We start from the raw sequence: 12,804 nt of genomic DNA on the forward strand, positions 1-12,804 counted from the left end.
TGTCCTCCTGAAAAAGGGCTAAGTGATAGTTCACGGTACCAATTACCACGCCCGGCCGGCAGCGAAAGTTCCCTTGTTCACGAGGCCGAAACACAACCGTGACACGGAATTGGAACAGTGATGGGCGTAGGCGTTCGTCCGAACGTTTAGTAGCACCGTCAAACAACAAAGGTTTACTTAAGAAGCACTACATTGCTTGTTGCCTCCAGCTTCACAGTTGTTACCTGATCGCGATCTTCGCACCGCCGAACTGGGCATTCATTACTCCCCACGAGCGGTAACATAGGCCACACATGGGTGACTTAGATCACATCGAGGCAGCTAGGAAAAGAGTTGTTCACAAGCCCCATGACCGTTCGCACCGGCCGCAATGGCGCAGCCGGGACCACCCCCACTGTGGAGGTTTCCATTTTGAGAAGCACACTGCGCGACCCGTCCATCAGACGGTCCAAGGGACTGCAGAGAGTAGTGGGGGCGCTTTTCGCTTCCCTCATTGCTGTTCTGTTGATCGCCGCCCCCGCGGCGGAGGCAACCACCCCCTCGCCTTCGCCATCAGCAACAAATTTCCAAAACAACATCAGCGGATTCCTCCGCGATGATGCCCGGGCACCCATACCCGGCGTCAAAATCAAGGCCTCAGGCAATGGCTTCCAGGGCGAAGCCACTTCAGGAGCCAACGGTGCCTGGAGCATCGGCGTCCCGGTCCAGGGCACTTACAGGGTAGAGCTGGACACTTCCACCCTGCCGGACGGCATCAAGCTCGCTGAAGGCCAGGACAATCCCCGCGATGTCACCTTCAGCCAGACCTCCAACCTGTCGGTGATCTTCGCCTTCGGCAAAGGCATTGTGATCCAGCAACAGGACTTCGGCCAGAACCTGCTCAACCGCCTCGTCGCAGGCCTGAGCTTCGGCTTGCTCCTGGCCCTTGCCGCTGTTGGCCTTTCCCTGATCTTCGGAACCACCGGCCTCACCAACTTCGCCCACGGCGAGATGGTCACACTGGGCGCGGTCTTGGTGTTCATGTTCAACGGCATGGGTCTGCCCTTCTGGTTGGCCATCCTGCTGGCACTGGTCGGCGGCGGAGTCTTCGGCTACGTCCAGGACGCTGGACTGTGGCGCCCGCTGCGTAAACGTGGCTCAGGCCTTGTCCCCATGATGATCGTCAGCATCGGCCTTGCCTTGGCAATCCGGTATGTCATCCAGTTCTTCTTCGGCGGTGCCACACAGCAGCTGCCCGGAGCCCAAAGTGCCGAGATCCAGATCGGCCCCGTGTCCATCACGCCGAACAACCTTTGGTCACTGATCATCAGTGCCGTGGTCATCGCACTGGTGGGCATCGTCCTGCTGAAAACACGCCTCGGCAAAGCAACACGCGCAGTGGCGGACAACCCCGCACTGGCAGCGGCATCCGGCATCGACGTCGACTCCGTGATCAGGCTTGTGTGGATCGTTGGCGGTGTCCTTGCTTCCCTCGGCGGCATCCTGTGGGCGTACTACCGGCCAGGCGTCACCTTCGACATGGGCTCGCAGATCCTGCTTCTCATCTTCGCCGGCGTGACCCTGGGCGGCCTGGGAACCGTCTTCGGCGCACTGATCGGCTCGATCGTCGTCGGCGTCTTCGTGGAACTGACAACCGTGTTCGGCCTCCCCGCCGACCTCAAATACGTCGGTGCCCTGTTCATCATGATTGTTGTCCTTCTGTTCCGACCGCAGGGTATCCTCGGCCGGCGTGAGCGTGTGGGTTAGGAGCGGGCCATGGATTTCGGATTTATTCTCTCCAGCGCCCTTGGCGAACTTTTCAGTCCGACGACGGCGGCCTACGCGCTTGCCGCTTTGGGCCTTGCGGTCCACTTCGGCTACTCAGGCCTGCTGAACTTCGGCCAGGCAGGTTTCATGGCCGTGGGTGCTTACGGCTTTGCCATCTCCACCCTGACGTTCAAGGCTCCGTTCTTCATCGGCCTGCTGATCGCCATCCTGTGTTCGGTGATCTTCGCCTTCATCCTCGGCATTCCGACGCTGAGGCTACGGGCCGATTATCTGGCCATCGTGACCATCGCGTCCGCGGAAATCGTCCGGTACGTCGTCACTACCAATCAGCTGACCAGCGTCACTGGTTCGGCAAACGGCCTGGCCGCCTTCGAGGGCGATTTCTACGCCATGAATCCTTTCCCCGAAGGCTCCTACATGGGCATGAACAACAGGGACTTCTTCATCCGCGTGGTGGGTTGGGCCTTGGTCATCGTTTGCTGCCTGCTGGTCTGGCTCCTCATGCGCAGCCCCTGGGGCCGCGTACTGAAGGGCATCCGCGAAGACGAGAACGCCGTTCGATCACTCGGTAAGAACGTCTACTCCTACAAGATGCAGGCGCTGGTCATTGGCGGTGTGCTTGGCGCACTTGCCGGCATGATCTTCACCCTGCCCCGCGGCGCTGTCCAACCATCCAACTACGGCACCGAGCTGACGTTCTTCCTGTGGACCTGCCTCCTGCTCGGTGGCATGGCCACTGTCCTGGGGCCGGTCATTGGAGCCATGATCTTCTGGGTAGTGCTCTCGCTGACCCAGAGCCTTCTTTACGGCCTCATCGAATCGGGGGTCATCACGTGGCTGACCACTGTCCAGGCAGGCCAGCTCCGCTACATCCTGGTGGGTGTGGCACTGATGCTCCTGATGATCTTCCGCCCGCAAGGCGTCTTCGGCAATAAGAAGGAGCTTGCATTCGCATGAGTGAAATGAACGAACAAGACATCGACTATATGACCGATTCGCGGCCGATCGCCGTCGGGGAGAACCTGCCCGGCTGCAAGAAGCGCGACCCGATCGTGGTGGCAGAGGACGTTACCCGTTCCTTTGGCGGCATCAATGCCGTGGACGTCGAGTACCTCGAAATTCCCCGCCACAAGATCACGGCTCTGATCGGGCCCAACGGCGCAGGCAAGACCACGCTGTTCAACCTGCTCACGGGCTTCGACACCCCCAACACGGGAAAGTGGCAGTTCGAGGGCAACAGCCTCGCAGGTGTTTCCTCCTACAAGGTGGCCCGTATGGGCATGGTCCGCACCTTCCAGCTGACCAAGGTGATGGGCAAGCTGACGGTCATGGAAAACATGCGCCTCGGCGCTGCCGACCAGCCCGGCGAACGACTCTCCAAGGCCCTTTTCAAAGGCATGTGGGGTGGCCGGGAAAAGGAAATCACCGCCCAGGCTGACATCCTGTTGCAGAAGTTCAAGCTTGATGCCAAGAAGGACGACTACGCTGCGTCACTCTCCGGCGGCCAGCGCAAGCTCCTGGAAATGGCACGCTCGCTGATGGTCCGGCCCAAGCTCGTCATGCTCGATGAACCCATGGCAGGCGTGAATCCGGCCCTGACACAGTCGCTGTTGGATCACATCAAGAACCTCAAAGCCGAAGGCATGACCGTGCTGTTCGTTGAGCACGACATGAACATGGTCCGCCACATCGCTGACTGGGTGGTGGTCATGGCCGAAGGCAAGGTGGTGGCTGAGGGACCTCCGGGAGAAGTGATGAAGAATCCCGCCGTCATCGACGCCTACCTTGGCGCCCACCACGACGTCGATCTTGGCGACGCTGAAGGCATCAAGGAACTCGAAGCGGAACTCGTAGCCGATGACGAGTCGGTTGTCGGAACGGAAGATGCCGGCATTCTGTCCGACATCGAAGAACCCAAGAAGGAGGACGGGAAATGAGCAGTCCCGCTGCAATGCCCGCCTCGGCAGCCGCCCCGGCAAGCGATTCCGTCGTCAAAGTCACCAACCTGGTGGCGGGCTACATCCCGGGCGTCAACATCCTTAATGGCTGCAGCATCGAGGCGCGCAAGGGTGAACTGATCGGGATTATCGGACCCAATGGCGCCGGCAAGTCCACCCTGCTCAAGGCCATGTTCGGCCTGGTAAAGGTGCACTCCGGCACTGTTGTGGTCCGCGGGCAGGACCTCACCGGGTTGAAGGCCAACAAGCTGGTGACCCAAGGCGTGGGCTTCGTTCCGCAGACCAACAACGTCTTCGCTACCTTGACCATCGAAGAGAACCTCCAGATGGGCATGTTCCAGCGGCCCAAGGTCTTCGCCGAGCGCTTCGACTTTGTCACCAGCCTGTTCCCGGAACTGGGCAAGCGGCGCGCACAACGCGCCGGGTCCCTTTCGGGTGGCGAACGCCAGATGGTGGCCATGGGAAGGGCCCTCATGATGGACCCGGCTGTGTTGCTGCTGGATGAGCCGTCGGCCGGTCTCTCCCCCGTCAAGCAGGACGAGACGTTCCTGCGCGTCCACGAGATCAACCGTGCCGGCGTCTCCGTGATCATGGTGGAACAGAACGCACGCCGCTGCCTTCAGATCTGCGATCGCGGCTACGTCCTGGACCAGGGTAAGGACGCGTACACGGGTACGGGCCGTGAGCTCATGAAGGACCCCAAGGTGATCCAGCTGTACCTGGGCACCCTGGCGGACGAGGTCTAGTAGATCCACGACGCTCCAACACCACGTGGGCCCCAGCTCGGCTACTGAGCCGGGGCCCACGCTTTGTTGTGGGGCCCGCTCTGCGCCCCATACTCCCCTCATGGCGCGCAGAGCAGGCCTCACAACCCGCGTCGCCAGCAACCCGTGGCATGCTGGATTGGTGAAAGACGGGATCAGCGAGGAGCAGCAGCGGCTTCTGTCCTCGTGGCTGGGCCCCTTCGAGGTCATCAGCGACCACTCCTGGCCCATGCAGGACACCACGGTCCTGCAGCTCGGCACCCCGGATGGCGGGCGTTACATCGTCAAGGCCAGCCAAACCAGCCACCACATCCGCCGTGAGATCGCCGCCTATTCCCGTGGAATGCCAGGTCTGGAAGGCCGCGTGCCTTCACTTGTACACGCTTCCACGGACGCCCGCCTTCTGGTGACGCGCTTCTTGCCGGGCATTCTGGTGGCAGGGAGTCCGGCGGAGCACGTTCCCGATACCTACCGGCAGGCCGGAGCGCTTCTGGCACGGCTGCATAGTCCGGCCGGGGTCTCCCGGAGTTACATGCGTTCGCTGGCGGCCAGAACCAGGGCCGTGATCGGCAAAGCGCAGGGCCTCCTGGCTGGAGGCCTGGTACGGCGCCTGACAGAGGAGGTTGCCGCCGTCGAGCTTTCACCGGTTGAGTTGGTGACCAGTCACGGTGACTACCAACCAAGGAACTGGCTGTACGACGACGGCGAGGTGAAAGTCATAGACTTCGGCCGCGCCGACCTGCGCCCGTGGGTACACGATCTGGTCCGGCTCACCCACCAACAGTTCCTGGCGGATGCAGCCTTGGCCGCAGCCTTTCAGGAAGGTTTGGGAAGGGCTGTCACAAACCCTGAGGAGGCCTCTGCATGGCGGCTCGAAAACCTCGACCAAGCAGTGGGAACGGTGGTCTGGGCTCACAGCATAGGTGACGAATCCTTTGAACAGCAGGGAGTCGCCATGGTGGAAAGAGTCCTCACGATGGCTTAACGGGAACAGGTCCCCTTCCTCCGGGAGGAAGGGGACCTGTTGCGTTTGCTACCGTCTCAGAGCTTAGAGCTTGCCGAACTCTTCGCGGACCGGCTTGTAGGTGTTGTCATCCTGGTACTGGTAGATACCGATGTACGCCTCGGTGGGGTCACCGGCGTCGGAGAACGTGACTGGACCGGACTGGCCGTCGTAGTCGATGTCCTTGCCCTGGCGGAGCAAGGTAACGCAGGCTGCGTAGCTGTTGCACTTCTCGCCGCCTTCAGAAACTTCCTTCAGCTTGGCTGCGATGTCGGTGCCCTTGGTGCTCTTGGCCGCCTCGGAGGCCAGGGCGATCAGGTTCACGGCGTCGTAGGATTCACCTGCGTAGCTGTAGTCCTTCAGGGCCGGGTCGATTGCCAGGAGCTTCTTCTTGAAGTCATCCTTGGCGAACGTGCCGGGAATGGTTCCCTGCGCGCCCTTCAAGGTACCCGGCTGGAAGTCCTTGCTGTAATCAGAGGTGTTGCCGTCGACCATGAACAGCTGCGTGGGCTTGATGCCCTTGCCGGTGATCAGCGGGACGATGCTCTTGGCCTGGTCGAAGGTGATCAGTGCGATGGCGTCCGGCTTGGCGGCCAGTACCTTGTCCACCTGGCTGCTGAACTGCGAGTCGCCTTCGTTGAAGAGTTCCTCGGCCACAACCTTTCCGCCGGCTGCCTCGAAGGCTTCCTTGACGTTCTTCTGCAGGCCGGTTCCGTAAGCGTCGTTGAGGACGATCATGCCAACGGTCTGGGCTCCACAGGTGGCCATGTAGTTACCGAGCACCTTGCCCTGCAGGACGTCGGACGGTGCAGTACGCCAGTAGAGGCCCTTGTCGTCCCACGTTGTGAAGTCAGGCGACGTGTTCGCAGGCGAGAACTGGATGACACCGGCACCGGTGATCTGGTTGATGACGGTCTTGGAAACACCGGAGGAGGCAGCACCGATAATGGCGCTGACACCCTGTCCAAGGAGTGCCGTGGTGGACTGCGTGGCGATGTCGGTCTTGGTGTCACCGGAGTCGCGGTGGACCACGGATACGGGAGCACCCAGGACGCCGCCAGCGTCGTTGACTTCCTTGATGCCGAGGTTCACACCGGCGATTTCCGGTGGGCCAAGGAACGCCAGCGACCCCGTTGTCGGCAGGAGCGATCCAAGCTTGAGCGGCGTGGAAGTAGTAGTGGTCGAGGGAGGTACAGGTCCAGAGTTGGTGGCAGCCGCGCTGTTGCCGGCTCCCGCCCCCGCGCTGGGCGCCGGGCAGGAGATTCCTGCTGCGGCCGCGGCGGATGAAGACCCAGTTTGTGTTGGCGTCGAAGACCCACCACAAGCTGTGGCCAAGAGAGCGACCCCAATGCCAAGCGCGGTTAGCTTGGCGGCTCGGGGCGCCGCTGGGGAAAGATCAAACATTCGTTGTCTCCTCGATCGAAAGGTGCGAACTGCCTTTGATGCGATTACTCAGGTGTTCCTGATTAAGACTCAAACTAATGCAATTGATCGGCGAACATAAGTGATTCAGGTCACATCCCTATAACACTCGTTGCCTGTGGGAAATCTACGAGGTTGCTGGGAAATGGCGCCGAACCCGGCACCCGCGTCGCGGAAGGGAGAAACAGCTCTCACCTTCCGCAGTGCCCCAGGTGGGACTCGAACCCACAACACGCGGATTTTAAGTCCGCTGCCTCTGCCAATTGGGCTACTGGGGCGCCCGGACCATGGTATCCCAGCTACAGCCTGTTGAAGGGGTCGGCGTAGCGGAAGGTGCCCCGGGCGCCGTCGGGCCATTCCGGCAAGGGGAGTAACTGGAAGTGCTCGCCCCACGCCGCCTCCGGCGCTTGAACGCCCAGTGACGAGGCCGGCACGTAACCGAAACGAGGGTAGTAGGCGGTGCTGCCGAGCAACGCTATACCGCGCTCCCCCAGGGCTGTTGCCCGCGCTGTCGTTTCACGCATCAACGCCGATCCGACGCCGCGCCTTTGGAACGTGGGCAGCACGCCAATGGGGCCCAAACCCAGGACCGGCAGGCCGTCGATCCAAGCCCTTGTTGAGATGGCGTGACCCACGATCTCCCCACCGATCTCAGCAACAATGCTGAGTTCGGGAATGTACCCGCTGCATTCGAAAAGCTCCTGCAGCAAGCCAACCTCAACGGGCGTTCCCTCCACCGGCTCACCCGTCACGGGAGAGACGGAGAATGCGCGGGCCGTCAGGTCCAGGATCTCAGCCCTGTCCCCCGGCCTTTCCGAACGCAGCACCACTCCCTTGGACAGCAACTGGAGCACCTCCATGGCACGGCCCGTATCAGCAACCGCCACCAACAGGTGGTCGTGGTGGAATCCAGCGAGGACGTTGCAGCTGATTCCCGCGCGCGTCAGGGCCGCGCTGACAGCTGCTGTGAGACCTACGGCTTCGAGGGCGGAGTGGACCTGGAGGGTGATCCACGAGGCCACGAAATCGTAGGTGAGGCCCAGGCGATCGGCCTCGTCCCTTCGCAGGACGACGGTCAGTCCTTCGGCCTCACGCACGGCCGCCTCCACCCCGCCCTCCAGGGGACGCCCGTGCGGCCACAGCGCGTACACGTACTCACCGTCGCGGACCACGGGATAGAGGGACTGCAGGAGGGTTTTCAGGTCGGATTCACCGGGCATGCCACCAGTCTAGGGGCCGCGAAATCGCGACCGCTTAAACGCCGACGGCGGCCACTCCCGCTAAGGGGGTGGCCGCCGTCGTGCGTGTACTACTTGGCGTCAGCCGTTACCGGAGTCTTGGTTTCCTCGGCAGCAGGCTTGGCTTCGGCGGGTGCCGGGGCAGCTGCAGGCTTCGGGGCCGGCGTTGCTGCGGCCACGAAGGCACCGCGCGGGTTGTCGAGGTCGATCAGCTGCGTGGTGTCGCGGCCTGCGAAGAAGGCCAGGATCCAGCCGAAGACCACGCGGAACTTGCGCTCCACGGTGGGCATCGCCATGCCGTGGTAACCACGGTGTGCCAGCCAGGCGAGGCCGCCCTTGAGGCCGATACGGCCGAGCAGGTTGATGTTTGCAACACCCTTCCACTCGCCGAAGCCGGCCACAGCACCAAGGTTCTTGTGCTTGTAGTCGTGCAGCGGCTTGTCCCAGCGGGAAGCCCACAGGTTCTTGGCGAGCTTCTTGGCCTGGCGAAGAGCGTGCTGGGCATTGGGGACGCAGGTGCCGTCCGGCAGGCCCTTGCCCGTGAGGTCCGGAACAGCGGCGATGTCGCCAGCGGCCCAGGCGTTTTCCACGATGCCTTCGTCGCCTGCGATGCGCAGGTCCGGGAGGACGCGGACGCGGCCGCGGGGTTCCAACGGGAAGTCCGTGGAGCGGATCATCGGGTTGGCCTGCACGCCGGCAGCCCAGACCAGCGTGTCAGCTTCAACTTCCTGTGCCGGAGTCTTGTCCGGGAGGTTGATGAGCTTGAGGGTGCCCTCGGCGCTGTCCAGGGAGGTGTTGAGCAGAACTTCGATGCCGCGGCTACGGAGGTGCTCCACAACCCATTCTGCCTGCGAGGCGGTGACCTCGGGCATGATGCGTCCCATGGCTTCGACCAGGATGAAGCGGACTTCTTCCTGGCGGATGCGCGGGTTGTTGCGCACTGCGGCGCGGGCGAGGTCTTCCATTTCGGTGAGGCACTCGATGCCGGCAAAGCCGCCACCGACAACCACGAAGGTGAGGGCCTTGGCGCGCTCTGCGGGGTCGGTCATGGTGGAAGCGGCTTCGATGCGCTCGAGGAGCTTGTTGCGCAGTGCAACAGCTTCCTCGATGGTCTTCAGGCCGATGCCCTTGTCCGCGAGGCCCTTGATGGGGAACGTACGGGTGATGGCGCCAGCGGCCATAACGACGTCGAAGTACGGGATTTCGAAGTTCTCGCCGCCATCGGCCGGGGCGATGACCGCGGTGCGGTTGGCGTGGTCGATGCTGGTGACGCGGCCCTGGATGAGCTCAGTCTGCTTGAGGTGCTGACGGTGCGAGACGACGGCGTGGCGTGCCTCGATGTTGCCGCCTGCAACTTCCGGAAGGAAGGGCTGGTAGGTCATGTACGGCAGGGGATCGACGACGGTGACGATGCCGCCCGCGTTCGCGATCTTCTTCTGCAGTTTGAGGGCTACGTACAGGCCGACGTAACCGCCGCCGACGACGAGGACCCGGGGACGGTCAATGAGCTCAGGGGTGGTTGCCATGAGTCCAGAGTACAACACTTTGTGAAAATCTTCACTAACTACTTCTTGCCGGGTGGATCCACCGCTTCCATCACTCCGGTTTCAGCCTCCTCCACCACCGGATTGGGACGCTTGGAAACCCTTCGGAGTTGAATGGCGGCACCAACGATCAGTGCGACAAAAAGGCCGCCAAAACCCAGGACGACGGCGGCAGGGAGTGCGTCATCCATGGTCGCCGGCGTCTTGGCTACCGGGACGGTGGGATCAGCCAAGGTGGGCGCGGCGCTGGTAGGGCTCGCGACCGGTGCCTGCGACGGCACGCTGAGATCTCCGCGGCGATGGACGCGGATCCAGTCCGCGATGGAGCCCAAGGGATTACTGGCCGCTGCGGGCACATCATCCTTGAGGGCAGCTTCTGCGTTGAGGATGCCGTACCCGTACAGCGGGTCCTTACCCGGAGCACCTGCGTCCTTTGCCGTGCTGACGATCCTGTTGATGACCTGGCTGGCGCTCATCTCAGGCCACTTGGAACGGATCAGTGCGGCAACACCGGAGACGATCGGTGCCGCCCCGGACGTCCCGGCCCACTCGGCGTAGCCCGCGCCCGGCATCGCACCCACCAGCTTTTCGGCAGGGGCCGCCACCCCAATGCTGATCCCCTGGGAGGAGGAGTCCACGCTGGCGCGTCCCTCGCCGTCAAGCCCGGCTACGGTCAGGACACCGGGAATGGTGGCGGGGGCGCCGACCTGGATGTTGCCGCCAACCCGGTTACCGGCGGCAGCCACAATGACAACATCCTTTTGCTCGGCATAAAGAAACGCCGCGTCCCAGCTCTGTGGCCAGTCAGGCGAGGTGCTGCCCAGCGATATGTTGATGACTTTGGCGCCGTTGTCCACGGCCCAGCGAACGGCGTCCGGGATTTGTTCCTGGTCCGTCTTGCCGCCAGGGTTCGGGGAGCCGAGCCAGGTGGAGACCGAAAGGATCTGCGCCTCAGGCGCGACACCTACGATTCCGTCAGGCCCGCCTGCGGGAGGGGTGGTAGGTGGCGCAGCGGGAGGCGCGGAGGCGGATGCTGAAGGCGAGGCCGTGGGCGTAGTGTGTCCCCGGCCAGCCAACATGCTTGCCACCAACGTCCCATGCTCGGCCTTGGCGCCAATGCTCTTCTGCCCGTTGGGTGCCCCGGCACCGGATACATCGGTGCCTCCGACCACGACGCCGTTGAGGTCGGGATGGCTGCCGTCGATGCCGCTGTCGATGACCGCGACCTTGACGCCTGCACCCTTGGAAACCTGCCAGGCGTTGGTGATCCCGGAGTCCTTGAGCCAGAACTCCTTGTCACGCCAGGCATCGGCGTTGGCGGCCGGAGCCGTGAGCAGCGCACCCGCGAGGGTCCCGCCAGCCAGGGTGCTGGCCAGCGCAACCGAAAGGGAGCGGCGTCGCAACGTCATTCGGCTCCCCGGATACTCAGCGCAATGCCGTCCAGGATGTCGTGCTCGCTGGAAACAGCGGCACTGATGGCACCGTCGCTGACCTCGGCCAGCCGCGCCAGGATGCGGCGCCACACCAAGGCGCCGGCACCGATGACGTCTACGCGACCGGGATGCATGTAGGGAAGCGCTGCCCGTTCGGCACGGGTCATTTCGAGCAAGTTGGTGGCGGCGTCGCTGATCGTTTCCAGGTCAAGGGAGGCACCGTGGATCCGGCTTGGCTGGTACTCGCTCAGGCCAAGCGCGTGCGCGGTGATGGTGGTGATCGACCCGGCAACGCCGACGACGGCGGTGGCGCGGTTCAGCGGCACAGCCTGGGCCGCAAGCGCAAGGGCGGCATCGACGTCGGCCTCTGCTGCGGCGATCTGCGCGGCAGTGGGCGGATCGCTGCGAAGGTGGCGTTCAGTCAGACGCACGCATCCAATGTCCACGGAACGGGCAGCAATCACCCCGGTGGAATCCCCCAGGACGAATTCTGTGCTGCCTCCGCCCAGGTCCACGACCAGGATGGCGTCCTCACCCGTTGCGGGAAGGACGCTGCTGGCCCCCGCGAACGAGAGCGCAGCTTCCTCATCTCCGGAAATCACTGCAGGCTCGACGCCCAGCAGCTCCCGGATCCCGTCCACGAAAATCTGGCGGTTGCGGGCATCGCGGGTTGCCGATGTGGCCACGAAACGGACGCGTCCGGCACCGTGTTCCCTGATGAGCCCTGCGTAGTCCGCAGCTGCAGCGAACGTGCGTTCCAGGGCTTCCGGGGCGAGTTCGCCGGTGGCATCAACGCCTTGCCCGAGCCGCACTACGCGCATTTCGCGCACAACGTCCGTCAAGGGCCCCGGAGCTCCTTGGGCCGCGGTGTCCGCGATGAGCAGGCGGATGGAATTGGTTCCACAGTCGATCGCGGCGACGCGGCTCATGCGGTGCCCTCCTGCTCACTGCCGGACTGCTCACTGCCGGCCTGTTCGCCGGCAGTGTCGGTTTTCGGCTTCCGCACGGGTGCCGGCCGGCCCACAATGTCGGGCAGGCCCTGCGGACCATGGCGGCTGAGATCACGGGAAGGGGCCTCCCCCGCCGTATCCCAGGCGCCATCGCAGTAGCAGCGGTCCTTGGTCCACCACTCGGAGATGGCTTCCAAAGCCTCGTCCCCCAAGGGGTTCACGCCGGATCCGGCAGCCAAGGAATGACCCACCAGCACGTGCAGGCACTTGACCCGCGTGGGCATGCCACCGGCGGAGATTCCATCGATTTCGGGCACGGCCCCGGTTCCGGAACGGTCGGCAATATCGTTGCGTGCCTGGAGATACGCCTCATGTGCCCCGCGGTAGGACTCGGCGAGTTCCCCGTCCACGGTCAACCGGTCGTTCATCCGGTTCATGAGCCCGCCCGCTTCCAGCCGCGACACCGCGGAGGTGATGACCGGGTGGGTCAGGTAGAAAGTCGTGGGAAACGGTGTTCCATTGCTCAGCCGGGGCGCTGTGGCTGCAACCAGTGGGTTGCCGCAGACGCACCGCGCGGGGATCTCAACGACGTCCCGGACCGGCCTGCCGAGCTGGCGGCTAAGGACCTCGAGATCGTGTGCCGACGGCTGGCGGGATTCCTGGGGCAGGGCTGCCGTGTACTCTTCCACGTGCGTTGCCAACCTTCCTGCCCGTTAGTCGTGTCC

Annotated in this window: 11 protein-coding genes and 1 tRNA gene; 5 read left to right on the forward strand and 7 right to left on the reverse strand. The window is 63.4% G+C overall.

Translation table 11 applies throughout. The features are described 5' to 3' along the window. The first annotated feature begins 348 nt into the window (after positions 1 to 348). The 5 genes from NEK97_RS04290 (at position 349) to NEK97_RS04310 (ending at position 5,474) form a co-directional block, all read left to right on the forward strand. On the forward strand, positions 349 to 1,746 hold the full coding sequence (locus NEK97_RS04290; RefSeq protein WP_257368703.1) for a branched-chain amino acid ABC transporter permease: 1,398 nt from the start codon (positions 349 to 351) through the stop codon (positions 1,744 to 1,746). Between the two features lie 9 nt (positions 1,747 to 1,755). Beyond that, positions 1,756 to 2,724: a branched-chain amino acid ABC transporter permease gene (locus tag NEK97_RS04295; RefSeq protein ID WP_235519291.1), complete on the forward strand. Its 969-nt coding sequence runs from the start codon at positions 1,756 to 1,758 to the stop codon at positions 2,722 to 2,724. Continuing rightward, positions 2,721 to 3,704, forward strand: a complete 984-nt coding sequence (locus NEK97_RS04300; protein ID WP_257368706.1) for an ABC transporter ATP-binding protein — start codon at positions 2,721 to 2,723, stop codon at positions 3,702 to 3,704. Before NEK97_RS04295 ends, NEK97_RS04300 begins: the two co-directional genes overlap by 4 nt. Further along, positions 3,701 to 4,471 (forward strand): ABC transporter ATP-binding protein, encoded by a 771-nt coding sequence (locus NEK97_RS04305; protein WP_211713109.1) that lies wholly within the window; start codon positions 3,701 to 3,703, stop codon positions 4,469 to 4,471. Before NEK97_RS04300 ends, NEK97_RS04305 begins: the two co-directional genes overlap by 4 nt. 100 nt (positions 4,472 to 4,571) lie before the next feature. Beyond that, a complete protein-coding gene (locus NEK97_RS04310) occupies positions 4,572 to 5,474 on the forward strand; it encodes a phosphotransferase family protein (RefSeq protein WP_257368709.1) in 903 nt (300 codons plus the stop codon). Positions 5,475 to 5,537: 63 nt separating this feature from the next. On the opposite strand, the gene NEK97_RS04315 is transcribed toward NEK97_RS04310, so the two are convergent. From NEK97_RS04315 to NEK97_RS04345, 7 genes are all read right to left on the reverse strand, one after another. Next, positions 5,538 to 6,896: an ABC transporter substrate-binding protein gene (locus NEK97_RS04315; RefSeq protein ID WP_257368711.1), complete on the reverse strand. Its 1,359-nt coding sequence runs from the start codon at positions 6,894 to 6,896 to the stop codon at positions 5,538 to 5,540. Between the two features lie 222 nt (positions 6,897 to 7,118). After that, positions 7,119 to 7,192 (reverse strand) — tRNA-Leu (locus NEK97_RS04320). 21 nt (positions 7,193 to 7,213) lie between these two features. After that, on the reverse strand, positions 7,214 to 8,134 hold the full coding sequence (locus NEK97_RS04325; protein WP_257368712.1) for an N-acetyltransferase: 921 nt from the start codon (positions 8,132 to 8,134) through the stop codon (positions 7,214 to 7,216). Between the two features lie 89 nt (positions 8,135 to 8,223). Continuing rightward, positions 8,224 to 9,678 carry an NAD(P)/FAD-dependent oxidoreductase gene (locus NEK97_RS04330; protein ID WP_257368714.1) on the reverse strand — a complete coding sequence of 485 codons (1,455 nt, stop codon included), beginning with the start codon at positions 9,676 to 9,678 and terminating at the stop codon, positions 8,224 to 8,226. A gap of 38 nt (positions 9,679 to 9,716) precedes the next feature. After that, on the reverse strand, positions 9,717 to 11,105 hold the full coding sequence (locus NEK97_RS04335; RefSeq protein WP_257368716.1) for a S8 family serine peptidase: 1,389 nt from the start codon (positions 11,103 to 11,105) through the stop codon (positions 9,717 to 9,719). Beyond that, complete coding sequence (locus NEK97_RS04340) at positions 11,102 to 12,058, reverse strand: Ppx/GppA phosphatase family protein (protein ID WP_257368718.1); 957 nt, start codon at positions 12,056 to 12,058, stop codon at positions 11,102 to 11,104. Before NEK97_RS04340 ends, NEK97_RS04335 begins: the two co-directional genes overlap by 4 nt. Further along, the gene (locus tag NEK97_RS04345; RefSeq protein WP_257368720.1) at positions 12,055 to 12,768 is read right to left on the reverse strand and encodes a DUF501 domain-containing protein; all 714 of its coding nucleotides are present in this window, start codon (positions 12,766 to 12,768) and stop codon (positions 12,055 to 12,057) included. Before NEK97_RS04345 ends, NEK97_RS04340 begins: the two co-directional genes overlap by 4 nt. Between the last annotated feature and the right edge of the window lie 36 nt (positions 12,769 to 12,804).

Origin of the sequence: Paenarthrobacter sp. UW852, assembly GCF_024608385.1 — a bacterium.
Lineage (GTDB): Bacteria > Actinomycetota > Actinomycetes > Actinomycetales > Micrococcaceae > Arthrobacter.

Excerpts from the sequence above, each read along its gene's own strand:
- NEK97_RS04290 (WP_257368703.1), top strand. The coding sequence starts at position 349 with ATGACCGTTCGCACCGGCCGCAATGGCGCAGCCGGGACCACCCCCACT.
- NEK97_RS04295 (WP_235519291.1), top strand. The coding sequence starts at position 1,756 with ATGGATTTCGGATTTATTCTCTCCAGCGCCCTTGGCGAACTTTTCAGT.
- NEK97_RS04300 (WP_257368706.1), top strand. The coding sequence starts at position 2,721 with ATGAGTGAAATGAACGAACAAGACATCGACTATATGACCGATTCGCGG.
- NEK97_RS04305 (WP_211713109.1), top strand. The coding sequence starts at position 3,701 with ATGAGCAGTCCCGCTGCAATGCCCGCCTCGGCAGCCGCCCCGGCAAGC.
- NEK97_RS04310 (WP_257368709.1), top strand. The coding sequence starts at position 4,572 with ATGGCGCGCAGAGCAGGCCTCACAACCCGCGTCGCCAGCAACCCGTGG.
- NEK97_RS04315 (WP_257368711.1), bottom strand. The coding sequence starts at position 6,896 with ATGTTTGATCTTTCCCCAGCGGCGCCCCGAGCCGCCAAGCTAACCGCG.
- NEK97_RS04325 (WP_257368712.1), bottom strand. The coding sequence starts at position 8,134 with ATGCCCGGTGAATCCGACCTGAAAACCCTCCTGCAGTCCCTCTATCCC.
- NEK97_RS04330 (WP_257368714.1), bottom strand. The coding sequence starts at position 9,678 with ATGGCAACCACCCCTGAGCTCATTGACCGTCCCCGGGTCCTCGTCGTC.
- NEK97_RS04335 (WP_257368716.1), bottom strand. The coding sequence starts at position 11,105 with ATGACGTTGCGACGCCGCTCCCTTTCGGTTGCGCTGGCCAGCACCCTG.
- NEK97_RS04340 (WP_257368718.1), bottom strand. The coding sequence starts at position 12,058 with ATGAGCCGCGTCGCCGCGATCGACTGTGGAACCAATTCCATCCGCCTG.